General features: G+C 40.8%; 19 protein-coding genes and 2 pseudogenes. 7 read left to right on the top strand and 14 right to left on the bottom strand.

Annotated features, from left to right (window positions below):
* Nucleotides 1–162 precede the first annotated feature (162 nt).
* The 7 genes from AC3WTP_RS11615 to AC3WTP_RS11585 form a co-directional block, all read right to left on the bottom strand.
* Complete coding sequence (locus AC3WTP_RS11615; protein WP_492394770.1) at nucleotides 163–1,017, bottom strand: restriction endonuclease; 855 nt, start codon at nucleotides 1,015–1,017, stop codon at nucleotides 163–165.
* Nucleotides 1,018–1,318: 301 nt separating this feature from the next.
* On the bottom strand, nucleotides 1,319–2,236 hold the full coding sequence (lplA, locus tag AC3WTP_RS11610; protein ID WP_492394769.1) for a lipoate--protein ligase: 918 nt from the start codon (nucleotides 2,234–2,236) through the stop codon (nucleotides 1,319–1,321).
* Nucleotides 2,229–3,923, bottom strand: a complete 1,695-nt coding sequence (gene lpdA / locus AC3WTP_RS11605) for a dihydrolipoyl dehydrogenase (RefSeq protein ID WP_492394768.1) — start codon at nucleotides 3,921–3,923, stop codon at nucleotides 2,229–2,231. Before lpdA ends, lplA begins: the two co-directional genes overlap by 8 nt.
* Before the next feature lie 95 nt (nucleotides 3,924–4,018).
* A complete protein-coding gene (locus AC3WTP_RS11600) occupies nucleotides 4,019–4,372 on the bottom strand; it encodes a carboxymuconolactone decarboxylase family protein (protein ID WP_492394767.1) in 354 nt (117 codons plus the stop codon).
* Nucleotides 4,373–4,502: 130 nt separating this feature from the next.
* Nucleotides 4,503–4,934, bottom strand: a complete 432-nt coding sequence (locus AC3WTP_RS11595; RefSeq protein WP_492394766.1) for a MarR family winged helix-turn-helix transcriptional regulator — start codon at nucleotides 4,932–4,934, stop codon at nucleotides 4,503–4,505.
* A gap of 95 nt (nucleotides 4,935–5,029) precedes the next feature.
* A complete protein-coding gene (locus AC3WTP_RS11590; protein WP_492394765.1) occupies nucleotides 5,030–6,085 on the bottom strand; it encodes a FecCD family ABC transporter permease in 1,056 nt (351 codons plus the stop codon).
* Nucleotides 6,085–7,086, bottom strand: a complete 1,002-nt coding sequence (locus AC3WTP_RS11585) for a FecCD family ABC transporter permease (protein ID WP_492394764.1) — start codon at nucleotides 7,084–7,086, stop codon at nucleotides 6,085–6,087. The genes AC3WTP_RS11590 and AC3WTP_RS11585 overlap by 1 nt, the downstream gene beginning before the upstream one ends.
* Before the next feature lie 171 nt (nucleotides 7,087–7,257).
* Here AC3WTP_RS11585 and AC3WTP_RS11580 point away from each other — a divergent pair, with 171 nt between their 5' ends.
* Entirely contained in the window at nucleotides 7,258–8,238 is a 981-nt protein-coding gene (locus AC3WTP_RS11580) for an ABC transporter substrate-binding protein (protein ID WP_492394763.1), read from the top strand.
* Between the two features lie 77 nt (nucleotides 8,239–8,315).
* On the opposite strand, the gene AC3WTP_RS11575 is transcribed toward AC3WTP_RS11580, so the two are convergent.
* Both AC3WTP_RS11575 and AC3WTP_RS11570 read right to left on the bottom strand, forming a co-directional pair.
* Nucleotides 8,316–8,630: a hypothetical protein gene (locus AC3WTP_RS11575; RefSeq protein WP_492394762.1), complete on the bottom strand. Its 315-nt coding sequence runs from the start codon at nucleotides 8,628–8,630 to the stop codon at nucleotides 8,316–8,318.
* A gap of 109 nt (nucleotides 8,631–8,739) precedes the next feature.
* On the bottom strand, nucleotides 8,740–9,189 hold the full coding sequence (locus AC3WTP_RS11570; protein ID WP_492394761.1) for a VOC family protein: 450 nt from the start codon (nucleotides 9,187–9,189) through the stop codon (nucleotides 8,740–8,742).
* A 109-nt stretch (nucleotides 9,190–9,298) separates the two neighbouring features.
* On the opposite strand from AC3WTP_RS11570, the gene AC3WTP_RS11565 reads away from it, so the two are divergent.
* The gene (locus AC3WTP_RS11565; protein WP_492394760.1) at nucleotides 9,299–10,237 is read left to right on the top strand and encodes a helix-turn-helix transcriptional regulator; all 939 of its coding nucleotides are present in this window, start codon (nucleotides 9,299–9,301) and stop codon (nucleotides 10,235–10,237) included.
* 255 nt (nucleotides 10,238–10,492) lie between these two features.
* Here the strand turns inward: AC3WTP_RS11565 and AC3WTP_RS11560 are convergent, their stop codons facing one another.
* The 4 genes from AC3WTP_RS11560 to AC3WTP_RS11545 form a co-directional block, all read right to left on the bottom strand.
* Entirely contained in the window at nucleotides 10,493–11,770 is a 1,278-nt protein-coding gene (locus tag AC3WTP_RS11560) for a DUF4261 domain-containing protein (protein WP_492394759.1), read from the bottom strand.
* Nucleotides 11,771–11,976: 206 nt separating this feature from the next.
* Complete coding sequence (locus tag AC3WTP_RS11555) at nucleotides 11,977–12,504, bottom strand: dihydrofolate reductase family protein (protein ID WP_492394758.1); 528 nt, start codon at nucleotides 12,502–12,504, stop codon at nucleotides 11,977–11,979.
* 67 nt (nucleotides 12,505–12,571) lie between these two features.
* A complete protein-coding gene (locus AC3WTP_RS11550; protein WP_492394757.1) occupies nucleotides 12,572–13,198 on the bottom strand; it encodes a type 1 glutamine amidotransferase family protein in 627 nt (208 codons plus the stop codon).
* Nucleotides 13,199–13,277: 79 nt separating this feature from the next.
* The gene (locus AC3WTP_RS11545) at nucleotides 13,278–14,240 is read right to left on the bottom strand and encodes a helix-turn-helix transcriptional regulator (RefSeq protein WP_492394756.1); all 963 of its coding nucleotides are present in this window, start codon (nucleotides 14,238–14,240) and stop codon (nucleotides 13,278–13,280) included.
* A 134-nt stretch (nucleotides 14,241–14,374) separates the two neighbouring features.
* Here AC3WTP_RS11545 and AC3WTP_RS11540 point away from each other — a divergent pair, with 134 nt between their 5' ends.
* On the top strand, nucleotides 14,375–14,764 hold the full coding sequence (locus AC3WTP_RS11540) for a hypothetical protein (RefSeq protein ID WP_492394755.1): 390 nt from the start codon (nucleotides 14,375–14,377) through the stop codon (nucleotides 14,762–14,764).
* A gap of 113 nt (nucleotides 14,765–14,877) precedes the next feature.
* On the opposite strand, the gene AC3WTP_RS11535 is transcribed toward AC3WTP_RS11540, so the two are convergent.
* Entirely contained in the window at nucleotides 14,878–15,456 is a 579-nt protein-coding gene (locus AC3WTP_RS11535) for a DUF4256 domain-containing protein (RefSeq protein WP_492394754.1), read from the bottom strand.
* A 652-nt stretch (nucleotides 15,457–16,108) separates the two neighbouring features.
* Between AC3WTP_RS11535 and AC3WTP_RS11530 the strand changes: the two are divergent.
* The 4 genes and pseudogenes from AC3WTP_RS11530 to AC3WTP_RS11515 all read left to right on the top strand — a co-directional run.
* Nucleotides 16,109–16,336 (top strand): annotated as a pseudogene (locus AC3WTP_RS11530) (response regulator); the annotation flags it as partial.
* A pseudogene (locus AC3WTP_RS11525) lies at nucleotides 16,313–16,418 on the top strand (DNA-binding response regulator); the annotation flags it as partial. The pseudogenes AC3WTP_RS11530 and AC3WTP_RS11525, both read left to right, overlap by 24 nt.
* A complete protein-coding gene (locus AC3WTP_RS11520; protein ID WP_492394923.1) occupies nucleotides 16,391–16,744 on the top strand; it encodes a winged helix-turn-helix domain-containing protein in 354 nt (117 codons plus the stop codon). The pseudogene AC3WTP_RS11525 and the gene AC3WTP_RS11520, both read left to right, overlap by 28 nt.
* On the top strand, nucleotides 16,741–18,156 hold the full coding sequence (locus AC3WTP_RS11515) for a HAMP domain-containing sensor histidine kinase (RefSeq protein WP_492394753.1): 1,416 nt from the start codon (nucleotides 16,741–16,743) through the stop codon (nucleotides 18,154–18,156). The genes AC3WTP_RS11520 and AC3WTP_RS11515 overlap by 4 nt, the downstream gene beginning before the upstream one ends.
* Nucleotides 18,157–18,158: the final 2 nt, after the last annotated feature.

Here is an 18,158-nt window from a genome sequence, read left to right as displayed (position 1 = left end):
AAATGCAAGTCCACCATTAGTTCCACGGTTTCGAGACTCGACCATTCTATAGTTTGAATGCTAAGATACCGTATTTTCAAAAAAGTGTTTAGGATATCACCGTTCAATAGTTTTGGTTATTCCTCCGAGAAATAATCAAGATCTATTTTCTTTTTTTCATATTTATAAGGCTCTTGTATCACGACATTTCGGAAAATTACTGCAACCAAGGAATTCATCACCTTGCTTATTCTTTCTTCGTACCATAGGAGCACCACACTTGCATGCCACTGTCCTTGTAGCTGCGACTTCCTTTTTGGCTTTTACAACCACAGACTTAGCTGCGGCATCACTCTTTTCACTAGGACGTGGTTTCTTACTTGGTTGCCACTTACTCCACGCCTTTAGCTTCAGCTCAATGAGTCCTCCATGCCAGTATTCCACCTTGAACTGCTCAGCTTCCTTCTTAGCTGGAGCAGTTAGGTCTGAAGTCGTTATAAGTAAAGATAGGATACATTCATGGTTCCTTTTCGCAGCTACCAGCTCTCGAACTGTCTGAACCGGGACCATATTGTGGTTGGCGTAGCACTTGGCTTGAACTGCTGTTTTCTCTCCACGTTTATCGATAATGACCAAATCAACGCCGCCGTCATTGCCTCCAACTCCAACTTCATTAACAACATATCCTTGATCACGGAAATATAAGGCGAGTAGCCGTTCGAACTCAGCTCCAGACAAATCACTTAATCTGCTTGATAAGATGATTTCATCTGATCTGCATCCTTTTGATGATCGTCTCGATTGCGTTTGTCCTGATTTGCTTGCAACTGGTCTCCTATTTTTCTTCTCCTTACGCCTTTTCTTTGTCCACATAGCTCCAATGATTTCAGCTATGAGTACAGAACCTATTAAGATTCCAAAGAAGAAGCCCCAGTGCAGTCCTGGTATATTGAAGTACAGAGCAAGTCCGCCTATTATAAATACACCTCTCAGGATGAATGCAATTTGCCTTCCTTCAGCGTAGTAAGTTCTAGCCATTTTATGTCTCCTTTGTCTTTGACTCTTGTAATTAGTCTACCGCCGACTATTCCTACTTTTGACCTATTATTCGACATGGGTTGACGTATGTCCTGCATTAAGCAAGGAAAAGCGCTACAACGGTGCTTTTCCTTGCTTGTCATGGTAGCCATGTTGAAATCCGACTCATTCGTCACAAGATGAGTCCTGACGGTAGAAAATCCATTACCATAACAGACAAGCCTTCCCCAAACAAAAAAATAGACCGCCCCCAGGAAGGTCACGATCTATCTAATCGTCGATATCGATTCAGCCACTGCTCTCACAGAGCAAGAGCCAGCAAGTCTTTTTCCATTACCTCATTAAAGTCCATTCCCACAAAGCGGCTTTCAATTGCTCGGAAATCCAAAATAGAGACGCTATCGGAAAAAATCTTCAATTCTTTTACACGCCCATGTTCAACTTGGAAAAAAGCCTGAATGTTGCCTATTGAAGTCCTCTTCTCAAGAGTCGCATTATATACAGGACTCTCTCCATAAATCCATCTATCATCCATATATCTCTGAATAAAGTCAGGCGATTTCTCTTGTCGGCTATACTTTACTAAGAAGGAGTGTTCACCGTAAATTTCTTTAAAGCTATCAATCAGCGCTTCGGAAAGGCTGGAGATGGAGATGTCATCGTTTAGCTCCTTCAGATTGACGACCCGGCTCTTGACCGAGGTGATTCCTTTGGATTCCAGCTTGAGCTTGGATGGCTTCAGCACTTTTGTAAGCATCGTCAAGTCCACGTCTACCATCATGGTTCCATGATGAAATGCATTCCCGTCTTCTTCATAGAAGGCATGGCCGGAGAACTTTTTGCCTTCATATGTCATATCGTTTCTTCCGGACCGTTCAACTTGAAGTCCAAAGCGTTCGACAGTTTTCTGAAGCACTGATATTTGTTTCGTCAGATCTTCTTGTTCCTTTTTACATACAAATGTAAAGTTTAGATTACCTAGATCGTGGTAGACTGCTCCCCCACCCGATATTCGTCTGGCAATCTTGCCGCCATATCGCTTGATTTGCTCGATATCACACTCGATATACGGATTCTGATTTCTACCGATCACGACTGTTTTTTCATTTTGCCATAGATATAGCGTCACTTCATCGGGACGTGCATTTCGGAACAGTTCCTCTTCCAGAGCCAGATTGAAATAAGGATCGGTTTCCTGAGATATTACGATCTTATTCATGGTAATGAAGCGCCCCGATACCTAAGCCTAATGCCGCTTCGTGAATGGCTTCACCTGTTGTGGGATGAGCAAATATCGTGTGTGCAATGTCTTCCTCTGAGATCCCGTTATTGATGATAACAGTAAGTGTACTGATCAATGCGGAAGCCTCAGGACCGATGATGGAAGCACCGACGATCTTACTGTTGTCGATATTTTTGATTAGTTTGACGAACCCTTTTCCTTCTCTCATCGTCAGAGCTTTTCCGTTAGCCTGGAAAGGGAATTTGCTGATCTTAATATTCATCTGTTGACGCAGCGCTTGTTGTTCTGTCAGTCCAACGGATGCAATCTCAGGCGAAGTGAAGATAACGTTTGGTACCATATCGTAATTTATGCTTGAAGGTGTCCCTAATATATGGTCAATTGCTGCTGTTCCTTCATGGGAAGCAACGTGAGCTAACTGAATACGGTTCGTGACATCGCCAATAGCATAGATATGATCTATAGACGTCTGCAAATGCTCATTAACGGCAATCCCTTTTCCGTTTTCATTTAGCGCAACACCAGCTCTGTCGATATCCAAACCTTCCAGGTTCGGTTCCCTTCCGATGGCAACCAGCACTTTTTCACTTGTCATAAACATCTCTGCATTATCTTTTTCAAACATGATGACGGCATGCCCGTTCTGATCCTTTTCGATTCTCGTCACTTTGGCTCCGGTATGAACTCCAATTCCACGCTCAATGGCTATCTTTCGGATTTCTTCCGAAACGTCATCATCCACCATAGTCAAGAGGCGGTCACAATATTCGATCACATTGACCTGGATCGCGAAGTTGGAGTAGATAAAGGCAAATTCCATACCGATTACACCGCCGCCAATAATGGTGATCGATTTCATATTCTCCTTATGCTGCAGCGCCGATGTACTATTCAAGACAAAATCATGTTCTATACCTGGCAGATTAATATTGGAAATCTTAGAGCCTGTAGCAATTAGCGAATTGGTCGCTTGAATGGTATATTCGTCTTTCCCGTTTTTGACCAGTACCTGCTTGCTATCTATAAAGGATGCACTTCCTCGGATCACTCTTACCCCGTTTTTCTCCAGCAGGTAGTCGATTCCCGATACAAGTGTATCTTTGATTTTATCCTTTTGTTCGATGACCTTAGCCATATCCATCTGTATATGTTCAACGGAAATTCCGAAATCTTCTGCATTCTTGAAGTTGTGGAATACTTCTGATGATCGGATTAAAGCTTTAGTAGGAATGCAGCCCACGTTGAGGCAGGTCCCGCCAAGTTGCTGCTTTTCTACAATAACCGTCTTCAGGCCATGCTTCGCTGCATAGATAGCGGCTACATATCCTCCAGGTCCTGCACCGATCACGAGAAGATCGGCCTCCACATGTTCCTTCTTGCCATGCAGCAGCCCAGCAAAATAATCCAACTTAGGCTTAGCAGGCTCACCCTGTGAGGTAGTCATTTTAAACAGCACATGACCAATCCCAATCTCCTGACCTTCTGAAACCATAATTTCATCGATTGTGCCCGCGTATTTCGATTTGAAAGGGGTGTTTCCCTTTTTACTTTCTAATTGCAATAGCTGTTGCCCGATCTCAACTTTATCTCCAACTGATACATTCATTTTCCCGATCTTCGATGTCTTCGCATGTCCGGAGAGCTGTTCGAGTTTAATCTCCAAGAGAGACGCCTCCTTTAGTTCATCTAGGTTGATACCCGTGAGGCCTGCTCGTGAAAGCAGACCTCCCATGTTCAGCATAGAAACTCTTGTAGTCGTTATTTGAAGTCCTTCTCGAATTCGTCGATAGAGTCTTTAAGCAGGGTGACTGAATATGCCATGCTCGGACCTCCGCCAAACGCTACTGCCACCATCGCAGCTTCGATAATCTGCTCTCGTGTTGCGCCAGCTTCAAGAGCTTTGTAAACGTGAAACACGATACAGTACTCGCAACGGTTGTAAGCAGCAACTCCAATACTGATCAGTTCCTTAGTTTTGGTATCGAGAGCTCCCTCTGCATAAGTGGTTCCTAGCAAGTTCATAAACGCGCCTACGTGTTCACTATTGGTTTCAGACAGAGTTGCCAGTCCGTTTGTAAAATCACTCAACATTTGTCTAACATCTTTCTTCATCTTCATCTCTCCCTTTCTAATTGTGAAACAATTCACTTTATTGCTTTAAAAGAAACTTTACACTGCAATGGTTGCTATGTAAAGTATCTATGTTTAAAGTACCACTTCGCATAAATAATGTCAACTTCATTCATTGTTTATTCGATAGATTTCGAACCATTTTATGAAGTACTTCTTCAAATACAGCCAATTCCTCCTGTGAGATACCTCGAGTAGCGTCATCATGAAAAGCTTGACCAATAGGGAGCAGCTTTGCTCGCTGCTCTTCGCCTAGGGGTGTCAAGTGAACTCTAACGATCCTTCTGTCCTCAGCATCCCTAATTCTCAAGCACAGATTCTCTCTTTCCATGCGATCGATGAGCCTGGCAACCGACGATTCCTGCACATTCATTTTCTGGGACAATTCCTTTTGGATAATGCCATCCCTTTCACCGATGAAAAATAGAGCCATCCACTGTACTCGAGTCACGCCGCTGTTCTCTATTCTGTTGTTAAATTCATCACTTATTTTTTTGGACGCCGTATTCGTAATAAATCCGATGCAATCATTCAGATCAAACATAACATTCTCCTTCCACTGAATTAGCTGTTAATCATGAATTATAACATATAGGAGCTATTCCTCTGAATAATACTTGAAGTGGGTAGTTGACTCCTTTAATTTCTAGGGCTTCTAAATAATAAATAGATGAAATAAGGAGCACCAATGGCAGCCGTAAACACACCAGCTGGTACTTCTAAAGGGCTAAATGCAGTACGTCCAATAATATCTGCAATCATAACTAGTAAAGCACCAATCGCAGCAGATGTCGGAATTAGAACACCGAATGAAGGCCCTACAATGCGTCTCGCAATATGCGGTGCCATTAAGCCGACAAAACCAATTGCTCCTGCAAAAGAAACAGCACTAGCAACTAGACTTGAACTCAAGAGTAATAAAAATAAACGAGTCTTTTGTACCGATTGTCCTAAACTAGCAGCTGTATCATCGCCCAATTCTTGGACATTTAACTGTCGAGTACTAAAAAACGCTATAAGTAGAAGAACTATGATCACTGGAACAATGATTTGAACTTGATTCCAATCGGCACTTTTAACGCTCCCTGTAATCCACTTATTGGCTTCACTTGCTTGATAGATAGGACCGATAACCATCAGCATCGTCGTAATGGCTTGCATAAATGCAGAAACTCCCATACCGATTAATACGAGACGAGTGGGTGTTACACCATCTTTCCATGCAAATAGGTAAACAATGACTCCAACGAAGGTTGCTCCGATAAAACCTGCGAGGGGTAACCATTCAATACTAACTGTTAAGGAATGATTGGAATCACTAAAGATGGCTAAAAAACCAACGACCGCAGCTCCGCCACCGGCAGAAATACCGATAATATCGGGGGAGGCTAGTGGATTCTTAATTATTCCTTGTAATATAGCACCCGCCACTGCAAAAGCCATTCCAGCGAAAGCAGCAATAAAAATTCTAGGCATTCGGAATTCAACAATAATTAGTTGATCAAACTCAGAGCCTTTGCCGAACAAAGTTCGGATCACCGTTAGAGGATTAATAAATGAATCACCAAATGATGCACTAAAGAAAAAGACAGCTAGTGTAATGATGCCAATAACGGTAAGTTTTTTAGAAGCGTTAACATCAAGTAAAAACGATATTTTATTTTGTAGTAAGCGTATTGTTTTTAACTGTTTCATTATTTTTTTCCACCTGTTCGGGCAAGGTAAATAAAGAATGGAGTGCCAATCATGGCTGTCATTACTCCTACTGGTACTTCTTGAGGCATAATGATATAGCGTGCCCCCACATCGGCTAACAGTAAAAGAATGCCACCTAATAGAGCAGCCATTGGGATTAGCCAACGATGATCTGTTCCAACAAACTTTCGCGCAAAATGGGGTATCACAATTCCCACAAACCCTATTGGACCAGCTATTGCAACTGACCCACCTGCTAATATAATGACAATTAGACCTACCATCAACTTCATCAATCCTAGTGGTAATCCTAGGCCTCTCGCTACATCGTCCCCAAGAGCAAGAATATTCATTTTAGAAGAGATAAACAGAGCGGCAAACCATCCAATGGCTAAATAAGGTAGTACAGATAACAGAATTTCAAGCTTTCTCCCTTGTACGGAACCAGCTAACCAAAACAACACTTGTTGGAGTTCTGCTTCGTTAGTTGCAAGTAATCCTTGGGTAAAGGAAGCAAATAATGCACTGATCGCAGACCCTGCTAAAGTTATTTTCAATGGCGTTACTGCATCTCGTCCTGCTGCGCTAATACCATAAACAGATAAAGCAGCTATTGCAGCACCTAAAAAGGCAATCCATGCAAAGGACTGCAAATTGGAAACATGGAAGAAAATCATCGAGAAAACGACCGCAAAGCCAGCTCCAGCATTAATTCCTAATATGCCTGGTGATGCTAAAGGATTCTTCGTTAATGTCTGCATTAGCACGCCTGTAATAGCTAAGGATGCACCTACACAAGTAGCGATGAGTGCTCTTGGAATACGAACATTTTGGATAATAAGATGCTCATTAGAATTATTAAACTGTGTAAAGGATTCATATGTTGTTTGAATGGACGTATCTGCATAGCCGAATACAATACTTATCCCCATACAAAGCAGTAGTAGTAGAGCTCCTATAATTAACCCTATTGATTTTGAATAATTGTTTTTTAAAATCATATAAATTCATACTCTCTCTTTAAATAGATTGTGCTTTCAAATTAGTGAAAAAAGGATTGACAGTGATAGATTCTTAAAATATGATTAATTTCGTCCTTAAGTGGATGAAAGTGATTCTCATTATCGTTCAATCTGCATAAACATTCTATCATATACACAGGGGGAAGAAAAGTGAAAAAAGCATCTCGAAAACTACTCGTTTTGTTTGCTGTTGTCTCTATATTTGTTTTAGCTGCATGTGGCAATTCTAAGGAAAACACGAAAGAAGGAAGTTCAGCTGAGAGCACTGCTTACAGTGTCGAACATGCAATGGGGACAACTGAAATAAAAGACACGCCAAAACGTATTGTTGTTTTAACTAATGAAGGAACAGAAGCACTTTTAGCTTTAAGTATTAAGCCGGTTGGGGCTGTACAAGCATTCTCAGGTGATCCTTGGTATGATCATTTAAAGGATCAGATGGAAGGTGTAGAAGTTGTCGGATTTGAGGGTGAAATTAACCTTGAAAAAATCGCTTCTTTAAAACCAGATTTGATCATTGGGAATAAATTAAGACAAGAAAAGGAATATGACAAATTAAGCAAAATTGCTCCTACCGTTTTCTCAGAGACATTACGAGGAGATTGGAAAGAAAACTTCAAACTATATTCAAAAGCGGTAAATCAAGAAGCTAAAGGCGCGGAAGTCTTAAAAGCATACGAAGATAAAGTTCAAGCTCTTAAAGATAAGCTTGGCGATAAAACGAACCAAGAGGTTTCAGTCGTACGCTTTATGGCCGATAAAACTAGAATCTACTATACAGATTCATTCTCAGGCGTTATTTTCGATTCTTTAGGATTCAAACGCGTACCAGAACAAGCGGAACTATTTAAAGATAATGCGAAATTAGGAAAATTAGCTGTTGAGGTAGGAAAAGAAGTCATTCCTCAAATGGACGGAGATGTAATTTTCTACTTTACTTACACGCCAACAGGTGATGATGCAGCATTAGCTACTGAAAAAGAATGGACAGAAGATCCACTTTGGAAAAACCTAAGTGCCGTACAAAAAGGGAATGTCCATAAAGTTGACGATGTAATTTGGAACACAGCAGGCGGCATTATTGCAGCTGATATTATGCTCGACCAAATTGAAGAGATATTTATTAAATAAATTTCCCCCTTAGTCGTAAAAGAAGCAGTGTCTTGTTCATACAAGACACTGCTTCTTGACTACTATTTTCTACACCATCATTTTGGTGAAGCAATACTGACAATGATCCCCGCACCGAGAAGAATGAATATGATTAAAACTATAATTTTGTTTGTCTTATTGGGATCAGGCTGGGAAGTAGGATTATATTCAATAGGGTTATATTCAATAGGATCATATTCAATCTGTACTTGCTCACTATTTATTAAATCTGCTGCGCATTCTTTACATATTTCTTCAAATGTTTTCTTCCCGCAGTTTATGCATATATTTTCAAATTTGTTAGAACCACAACTATGGCATTGCTCAACATCATCTGTAGCCTTTGTTCCACAGTATTCGCACTTCTTCATATGTTCTCCCCTCTATGCATGGATTCAATGGAATATGAATGTATACCATCCATATTGTAACACCTACAAGAGAGAAGTGTGAGTGTGATCATGTGAAATCATGTGTGTTTTATCTTAGTCTATCATCATACATTAATTGAATTTGAATGCCGAACGGGTCCTCAATAATTCCGTATGCTTTGCTAAATACATTGCTGGATAAAGGAACAATGATTCGCACCCGATCATCTGTAGTCAAGCTCTTGTAAAAACGTTCAATTTCTTCTAAGTCCGCACTTTGAATACACAATGAGGTGTTGTTGCCAACTGCATATTTTTCTTTAGGATCCATTGGATTTTCTGCCAGCATGACTTTTGTTTTTCCAATGGATAAGACGGAGTGAGTAATATAATGCTTATTTTCATCCGTAAGCTGCAGCGAGCTGTCGCGTTTTGCTATGTCTTCATAGGTAACAAGCAACAATTCCTCTGCGTTAAAATGTTTTTTGTAAAAATCGACAGCTTCTTTTGCTTTTCCGTTCATCGATAAGAAAATAGCTACTTCTAGCGTTGCACTCATTGTATCAGACTCCTTTTGGATCATAACGTTAGGTAATTTGATGTATACCTTGAGTTTATTATAAAATATAAAGGTATCAAAAAATGACACCTTTATAAGGGGATTTACGATGAAGAAGTCAGAAAGATTAAATGACATGATCAGATACTTAAACGGCCGGGAGTTCTTTAATTTAAGTGACTTAATGGATAAATACACTATTTCAAAAAGTACGGCCCTGCGTGATATTAGTTCATTAGAGCAATTGGGTATGCCCATTTTTTCAGAACAAGGCAGACATGGACGATACGGCATTTTAAAAAACAGATTGTTGTCGCCCATTATTTTTACAATTGATGAGGTGTATGCCCTGTATTTTGCCATGTTGACGTTAGAAGCTTATCAATCAACGCCATTTCATTTAAGTGTCAATCAACTAAATGAGAAGTTTGAAAACTGTCTTTCTAAAGAACAAATCAAGCAGATTCACAACATGAAAAAAGTCCTGCAATTTGAAATGGTTCAGCATCATCATGTGAGTCGTTTTTTAGATAAAATTCTAAAAAGCATCCTTAATGAGAGCAGCTGTAGGATTCAATACACCAAAAATAATCAGAAAAAAAGTTTCCATGTTCAATTTTTCAAAATTTCCGCCAAGTTTGGTCAATGGTATGCTGCTGGAATAGAGCTAAATACGAATAAACATAGAGTTTTCAGATGCGACAGAATAACCTTTATAGAAGAAGAGGACATCGAATCTCACTTTTCCATAGATGAACTCGTAAGTCGCTCATTAGAAATTTACCGTTCTGAGAATAGTATTGACTTTGAAGTCGAGATTTTAGAACAAGCAAAGGATATTTTTTATAAAGAACATTATCCTTCGATGAAAATAGAAAGTGGCAATAAGACAGTTATTAAGGGGTTCTATAATCCAGGGGAAGAGGAATTTTTAGCCGACTATTTTATGAGATATGGTCATTTTGTTATGTCAGTGAAACCTGAATCGTTAAAACAAATGATCCAAGATCGAATTGAGAATCTTTTAAATCACTATCAAAAGATATAGATATCGCTATGTTCGGGGGCTTATTGTGAAGTGAAATCAAGCTCTTACTAAGTCAAAAAACGCAGGTATATCACCTGCGTTTTTACTATTGCGATATGGAAACCTATTCAAATATCTTATCTATCGTGTTTGATGGGTCTTTGATAAAGTCGTCCCATTTATCAAGAATCTTAAATTCATCATGTTCATAATCTGCGGTAGCTAAGCACTTTCCTTTTGGATACCAGACTAAAAATCCTTCCGCCGAATAATTGGTTACGACTGCTCTGCGCCTTGTCGGCCAGCATAATAAGGTGCTCCCGGATCTATATCGATGACAACCCGGTGCGGTGCGGCCAGCCCGTATTGGTGTTCGCAGCGCCAGTGCATCTCTTCGGTGAAACCAACTGTTTCCCCGTCGACAATAACGTCCCCGCGGTCGAATAAATAATAGGCGATATTAAGCAAATTTCCGGCTACTTCATCAGGCTCCAGATCGTAATAATGACACTGAACATCCGGAATGCCAAGCGCGGCGAGTCCCAATGAGTCCATCAGACCTTCAGGGCGGCTGCTGCCTGTGCCTTCAACATTATAAAAACGAATGTTCAGCGCACCATATAACAGTTCTCCTCCTTCAATCGCCGCCAGATAAGCGTTAGGTTCGACGAGCTTGTCGCTTTCCCGGAAATAGATGGCGTCGCAAGGCGCCGTTTCCAGCACCGCCCGCAGCGAGCCGGTGAACAGCTGCAGCCGCGATTTGGGATCGAGTCCCGATGCCATCATGTCGATCAACAGCAGCGAGTGCTCACAATCACTCACGACTTGAGCGGCTTCCTGCCAATGCCAGGACTGCTGAATGGCCGTCTCGTAGTCCGTAACCGAGAGGCTTTCTGTATCCATCAGGCTGGTTTGCGCTGGCATTTCGCCTTCCGAATATTCAACCATATAATTCAGATGGAAAAAGTGCAGCAAATTCTGATCTTCCTGACTGTTCGCTTCCCACACAGCAAGTCCCGCGGCATCCGGATGATGTTCTCCACGATCAACCTTACCCGTGTAAAGTTCCATCTTCTCGTAAAGCATGTTTCGATCCAGCTTCGGCGGCTGCTTGTATTTTAGCTCCACGGCGTACACCCGAGCAAAACCAAAGTCCTTTTCCTGTTCAACAATCTCATTCGTCTCAATATCATTCTCTGTTAGGCCAACCTCGTGACGGCTCCATTTCAATAACAACAAAGTATCTTCATCCTCGGGATCAAGCTTATTCGCCATTTCGAATGCTGTTACTGCGTCCTCATATTGCGATAGGTAGTAGTAGGAGTAACCTACACGGAAATGCCAAAGAGGATCATGTTCGCCTTGTGTTTTGATCATCAAAAGCTGCTGCAATGCCTCATCGTAACGTTCCAGATTGTTCAATGCTCTCGCTAAATGGCCGACTAAATCATAGTCTCTATCCTGTACGGGAATTTCCGCAATCTTGCCTACTATTTTTTCAAATTCATCATCTTCATGCCATAAGTTTAGCTGTTCCAACAGGTCTCTTTCCATAACACTACCTCCTTAGTTTCCAAATGCCTCTTTATTTGTATTATGCTATGAAAACAGAGAGCGTTCAACAACTATAGCGCAACGATAATGAGGAGATGAATTTCGGTTCTCTTAATTTCCGTGAACGTCAAAAATGAAAAAGGTACTATTTTTAATAGCACCCTTTTAAATCATTATTCTATTTGTGTTCCCACACTAGATCTCCATTATTTTTTTATATAATGAAGCATAGCAAGTTGACCTAATTTTTCTACTTTGGTTAATGTGTATTTTTGCGTAATATCATCCCCGGTATAAAGGGAGATTCCTTTCCCTAAAATAATAGGCGCAATGGCTATTTGGAGTTCATCAATTAAATTTTCTTTGAAAAATTCACGAGCTAAGTTTCCTCCACCAATTAACCATATATCCTTACCGGGCTGTTGCTTTATATTTTCAATGAAAGTTCTGACATCTTCATCAATAAATGAAGCATATTCATCTGATCCACTAACCGATTTAGAAAATACATAATTATTAAAATCACGATATGGATAATCCATATCAAATCCACGAACGACATCATAAGTTCCTTTTCCCATAACAACAGTGTCAATTCGTTCCAGAAGTGAATTGTAGCCAGAGTCACCTTCTACTTCTGTTGTTTCTAACCACTCTAATGTACCATCATCATTTGCAATATAGCCATCAATTGAAGTACCAATGTATAAAATAATGTTACGCTGTTTTTCCATCAACCAACTAATCCCCCTCGGATCCTAAACTTAATATTTCTTCATATAAACCATCTTTAGTATGTCTTCATTGGATTGAATTCATCATCTCGAAGAAATATTTCGGTTCATGAGTTTTATTAAGATTATACCAAGCGTTTAATGTTTGTGGTGCGAATACATCTAAAGACTTCAAGACATGCAAAGCAAACTCCAATGGAGCTACTCCGGAAGCAGTTATCAGTTGACCATCCGTTACGGCGGATTCCTTCTTGTAGTACTTTTCCCCGGTATAGGTAGGACATATCATTTTAAGGTAATCCAAGTCGTTGCTCGTATGCCATCGCGAATCCAACAAACCTTTCTTAGCAAGTCCTACTGTAGCACCGCAAATCGCCGCAACCACAATATTCTCCTGTAAACACTGCTCTGCTATTTTTAGTATAGGTTCATGAATGGTTTCCGCCCACGTATCTCCACCCGGTAGAATCAAAGCATCTGCGTCTTGAATAATGCACTCATCCAGCTTAATATCAGGTACTATTTTCAACCCACCCATTGTAATAACAGGGGTCTTTTCAATTCCCACAGTAACTATCTTTGACGGTGTCAGCCCTTTTTTATAATATCTTCCCGAATTCAGTTCGGCGGTTAAATAACCTATTTCCCAGTCTGCCATCGTATCAAATACATAGAGATAAACCGTATTATTCATTTGCATGTCCTCCATCTATCACAATTCATTTTTGCTCATTATAAAACAACTTCACTGACAACGGCTGTCAGTGAAGCAATTAAGTCTTATAGTATTCCATTAATTCTGATGCGACAGCAACAAGTCTTATCTTCAAACTCTGGGGCTCGATTACCTGAATTGCCTTCCCATAGGATAACAGAAAATGCGGTACATATGCTTGAATTGCTCTCTCGTCAAGTAAAAAGACAGCTTGATTGGTTGTCCTCTCCTTCAGATGATGTCCTAAAAACCAATGAATGCACAAGTCGTCCAGAGCCTCTGCCCTGCCCCTTATAATTAATGAAATCACCCCATCCTTATCCGTCAGATCCGGCAATAGATTATGCAAGAAAAACGTCTTGGCGGAGAAAGATTCAGGCCGTTTAAACACCATTTGGGTTTGTCTTATCTGTAAGATCCGTTCAGCCCGGAAACTTCTGATTTCATTTCGCAGATGACAATACCCAATCGTATACCATTTATTATTCCAATAAATCACACCATAAGGATCAATTACCCTTTGCTTGGGTTGTTCTTCACGGCTTGTGCGGTATTCAATTTCTACAGAATACTCGTTTGCTACAGCCCGTTCCAGTTCGACTAATGTCAGCTTAACAGAAGGGTCAATATGACGACTTATCACTTCAAAGCCAGTTAAATGGCGCTCGAGAATGCTTTCCTGTTCCCGGTTTGAATACATTTTCAATTTATCTGTAGCTTTGCTTAATGCCTCACTGAAAGGGTACCCTGCTTCTGTTGCAAATGCGGCAGCATGAATAATCGCTTTTTGTTCCTCAACATCAAAGAACAAAGGCGCACTGATGAAATTGTTCAGCAAGCTATACCCGCCATTCTGCCCTGCATCAGATACGATCGGAACTCCACTGGCGCAAAGCGAATCCATATAACGGTACACGGTTCGCACGTTTATCTCTAACTTTTCCGCTATTTGTTTCGCGGTTATCTTTGCTCCTGAATCCAGCATCCATAGAATGGCCAGCATATTATCGTTTTTTGACACGCCCCTCCTCCTTTCTTATCTTGCGTCGATCGTTCTACCACCAAAACCCAACTAAATAACTATTATTATTGTCTATACATTACTAGAATCTTATTAATAGAATATATCTAATCCTAAGAGAGGAGTGAAGTTATTTGCCACCCAACCCACCAGGTCAAACTGTAAATCAAGGTTCGCCAAATACGGAAGCAAATGCTTGGCCTATAAAAATCACTAATTTTCCTACTAGTTGCGAATGTGGATGTATTAATGAACTTAGAGAGCGTTTAAATGATTCTAACCAACAGTTTGTTGTTATATTCGAAAAAAATAGAAGCAGCTATGTAAGAGGTAAACTAGAGGAAGTAGGAAACTTCGTTGTGAAAATAGGACGATTCAGCCCGAACCTTCCTGTTTTGAAAACATTCGCTATTGGTTCTTGCACCTTTGATGCTCAATTTGATACCGTTTTTATACCAATATGTGAAATAGCAGATTTTATAGCAGGAGATTTTATTGATTTAAGACCAACTGCTGATTGTTGATTTACTATACAAGATCATTCCGTTTATCACAACGGATGATCTAAAACTCAATGCTTAAGGGGGCTTAGTTAGCCCCCTCCTTTAACTCGCTTGATCGTATTTCCCACCAGTATTTAAACCTTTAGCGAACCGCGGAACCCTCTTGCACCATAGTAGGATTCTGCTCCATTGTGGTACACGAAGACAGTGTCGTAGCGACGATCGCAAAAGATGGCCCCGCCGAGTTTTCTAATACTAGCGGGTGTTTCCACCCAGCTCGAAGTTTTCAAATCGAAGTTTCCAAGTTTCTGCAGGTCCCGATATTGTTCTTCCGTTAAAAGCTCAATGCCCATGGCAGATGCCATATTAATAGCACTATTTTCTGGTTTGTGTTGTTTCCTAGACTCCAACGCTTCATGGTCGTAACAAACACTTCTGCGGGCTTTAGGACTTTCCGTTGAACAATCGTAAAAAATATATTCGCCCGTCTTATTGTCATGATCAACAACATCCGGTTCACCGCCAGTTCTCTCCATTTCATGGAGCGACCACAGTTTTTCAGCATTAGCTTCGAGCTTTGCTTGTACTTTAGCCCATTCAAGACCTTGATGGCGGTTCATGTTTTTCTCAAACCGGGCTTTCAATGTTTTGAGTAGTCCTTCACGTTGTTCCGGCGATAATTCCTTTTTATTGCTGTTTTCATTCATTGTCATGTAATTTACCCCTTTAATTGTATTGCTTGTGTTCATAATGAATAAACCCGTGCTAAAAAATAGCCCTCAACTCCGCATTCCACTGTTGCCAACATAAATAAAGTCTTGATACAAATCGATGATTCCCCCGATTTTTGATCCAACTTTTTGTATCACGACTTTATTATAATCTGAATCATGTCTTGATACAAAAACAGGGTAAAGGCTTGATGGATCTGGTTTTTCCTAGTTCTCCATTCATCCCTTCCCCGATTTTATCACGGCTCTATTCGATTTTTAGCACGGCTTTATTAGAAATCTCACGAGTTTATTTAATATCTACAAGTTTCTCACCAACACCGCCACACTCTCCACATGTGTGGATTGCTTAATATTGATACAAATCAAATAACAACGTTTTAGTTATGGTTTGATTCAATTGACTCGAAATTCTTTCCATAATTATAATTATTATTACTGCATTAGAATACAGATTTACTTTTCTTAATAGATCCTTAACGAATGGTAAAATATATATATTTTTCATTTTGTTATTGATAAGATTTGATTGTGATCACGATGGATTTAATTCCATATGAAGCAGGAGGAATGATTCACCATCAATCAGATCTTAGTTGTAGATGATGAACCCGAGATTCGTCAGTTAATTCGCATGCATCTAGAACAAGCAGAACTACAAGTCATAGAAGCCAGTTCAGGGCGGGAAGCTATCCAATGTTTGCTGGAACATCCCATAGAATTATTGATATTGGACCTCATGATGGATGATGGCAACGGGTTTGAGGTGCTGCACTATTTACGGGAGGCACTTGCTGGCCCCCTAGTTATCGCGCTTAGTGCAAGACGAGAAGTGCAAGACAAGATCTTGACACTCGGATTAGGTGCAGATGATTATGTCACTAAACCTTTTAGCCCAATGGAATTGGTTGCCCGCGTGCAAGCACAGTTAAGAAGACATCGTCCTCCTTCTGCTTATCCTGCTAAGGTTCTACGTTTAAATAAACTAGTGCTGGATATCGACAATTATGTTTTGCAAAATGATGGGAAGTCATTTCCTTTAACCCCGGTAGAATGCAGGCTATTAGAGATGTTCATGCAGAATCCAGACCGCATTTTAACCAAAAGGGAAATTTACAAGCAGGTGTGGAATCATGAGAACTTTGATGCGAACAATTTAAGTGTATTTATAAGCAGACTGCGAAGCATTCTTGAACCCACGGGGAGCTCCTCTCATTACCTTCACAGCATACGTGGAATCGGTTATCGATTCTCAGGAGATGGACAATGAAGAGCCGAACAAAGCTTTGGTTGCTTATGCTCATAAGTGCAATCATCAGTATTCTTCTGTTTATTCCACTTAGTCAAGTTATGGGGAAGATCGGAGACAATGGTCATGATCTGAACAGCCTGGGCGCCATTTCGCAAGAACTCCTTGATACAATCATACAGCAACAAGCTTTTCATGCTGCAGACATAACTCCAATACTAGATGATGCTCATATAAAGCATCCTGATATTCGTTTTGAATGGATTGCGGCAGATGGATCGACGATATATGATACCCTCGGGGAAAAGAACAGCTATGATTTTAGGCAACTTGCAGATCGCATGCTTTATATGCCCCAGAATCTATGGGGGGTCGATGAGCCAGTAACGCTTACTTATTCCGTTAGAGAAGGGGATCAACCTTATTATCTACTAATGGGTTTGTCCAGTGACGCTATGAAACAAGGGCAAGTTTATTTCTTCATGCGCACGTTTAAAGTCCTGTTTCTTTTTTTGTTACCGTTAATTGCTGCTTTCTTAATTCCCTACCTGCTATCACTATGGTTTTTCTATTCCATGAACAAACGCATCAATAAGCTCAATCATGCCATGGGGCAGCTCAATCTCCAAAGTGAAAATACTGTACTAGTGGACTCAAGAACAGATGAGATCGGCCAGCTCACTGCGCATTACAACGCCATGGCTCACCGTATTCAAGTTCAGACGGAACAGATCAAGCAATTAGACACCAGACGCAAGCTGCTGCTGTCTAATCTTTCGCATGATCTACGCACCCCTCTGACGATGATCTTAGGCTATGCAGAAACGATCCGCGCGGGATTGTATAAGGATGAGAAGGAGCTACAAGCTAGTGCTAAGATTCTGCTTCAACGTTCTCGTTATATGGATAAGCTGTTAGATCAATTGCTAGATATTACTCGGCAGGATGAGGAGAATGTAGCGCTTCATGTTGACATGCATAATGTATCTGAAATGCTGCAAAAGGTCGCTGCAGATTATCTGATGTTCTTAGAGGGGCAGGACTTCACTGTTGAAGTCAATATCCCAGACAAGGACATCCAAGCTTCGATCGATGCCTCCCTAATCGAACGTGCGCTGCGTAACCTGCTCGACAACGCCATCCGTTACGGATCAGAAGGGCAATATCTTGGGATTGAACTATGGGAAACAGATGATGCCTTATTCATAACGGTCATCGATAAAGGACGCGGCATTCCCTTGCAGGACCAAGAGCATGTATTCGAACGCTTCTACCGTGTCGATAGCAGCAGAAGAGGCGAAGGACTCGGCATTGGACTGTCGATTGTCAAAGAAATCATAGCCTTCCATGCCGGATCCATTACCTTGTTGAGTGTCCCCTTTGAAAGAACAGTGTTCGAGATCCAACTGCCAAAGAGTCAGCGTGAGCAATAACG

It is taken from the genome of Paenibacillus sp. EB106-04-04-XG159 (assembly GCF_058791835.1).
The sequence above is the reverse complement of the archived record's forward strand: the minus strand, read 5'-3'. Positions and strand labels throughout refer to the sequence as shown.

Bases quoted from the DNA above. Each gene is read 5' to 3' on its own strand.
- AC3WTP_RS11615 (WP_492394770.1), bottom strand. From the start codon at position 1,017: ATGGCTAGAACTTACTACGCTGAAGGAAGGCAAATTGCATTCATCCTG.
- lplA (WP_492394769.1), bottom strand. From the start codon at position 2,236: ATGAATAAGATCGTAATATCTCAGGAAACCGATCCTTATTTCAATCTG.
- AC3WTP_RS11600 (WP_492394767.1), bottom strand. From the start codon at position 4,372: ATGAAGAAAGATGTTAGACAAATGTTGAGTGATTTTACAAACGGACTG.
- AC3WTP_RS11595 (WP_492394766.1), bottom strand. From the start codon at position 4,934: ATGTTTGATCTGAATGATTGCATCGGATTTATTACGAATACGGCGTCC.
- AC3WTP_RS11590 (WP_492394765.1), bottom strand. From the start codon at position 6,085: ATGAAACAGTTAAAAACAATACGCTTACTACAAAATAAAATATCGTTT.
- AC3WTP_RS11585 (WP_492394764.1), bottom strand. From the start codon at position 7,086: ATGATTTTAAAAAACAATTATTCAAAATCAATAGGGTTAATTATAGGA.
- AC3WTP_RS11575 (WP_492394762.1), bottom strand. From the start codon at position 8,630: ATGAAGAAGTGCGAATACTGTGGAACAAAGGCTACAGATGATGTTGAG.
- AC3WTP_RS11570 (WP_492394761.1), bottom strand. From the start codon at position 9,189: ATGAGTGCAACGCTAGAAGTAGCTATTTTCTTATCGATGAACGGAAAA.
- AC3WTP_RS11565 (WP_492394760.1), top strand. From the start codon at position 9,299: ATGAAGAAGTCAGAAAGATTAAATGACATGATCAGATACTTAAACGGC.
- AC3WTP_RS11560 (WP_492394759.1), bottom strand. From the start codon at position 11,770: ATGGAAAGAGACCTGTTGGAACAGCTAAACTTATGGCATGAAGATGAT.
- AC3WTP_RS11555 (WP_492394758.1), bottom strand. From the start codon at position 12,504: ATGGAAAAACAGCGTAACATTATTTTATACATTGGTACTTCAATTGAT.
- AC3WTP_RS11550 (WP_492394757.1), bottom strand. From the start codon at position 13,198: ATGAATAATACGGTTTATCTCTATGTATTTGATACGATGGCAGACTGG.
- AC3WTP_RS11535 (WP_492394754.1), bottom strand. From the start codon at position 15,456: ATGACAATGAATGAAAACAGCAATAAAAAGGAATTATCGCCGGAACAA.
- AC3WTP_RS11515 (WP_492394753.1), top strand. From the start codon at position 16,741: ATGAAGAGCCGAACAAAGCTTTGGTTGCTTATGCTCATAAGTGCAATC.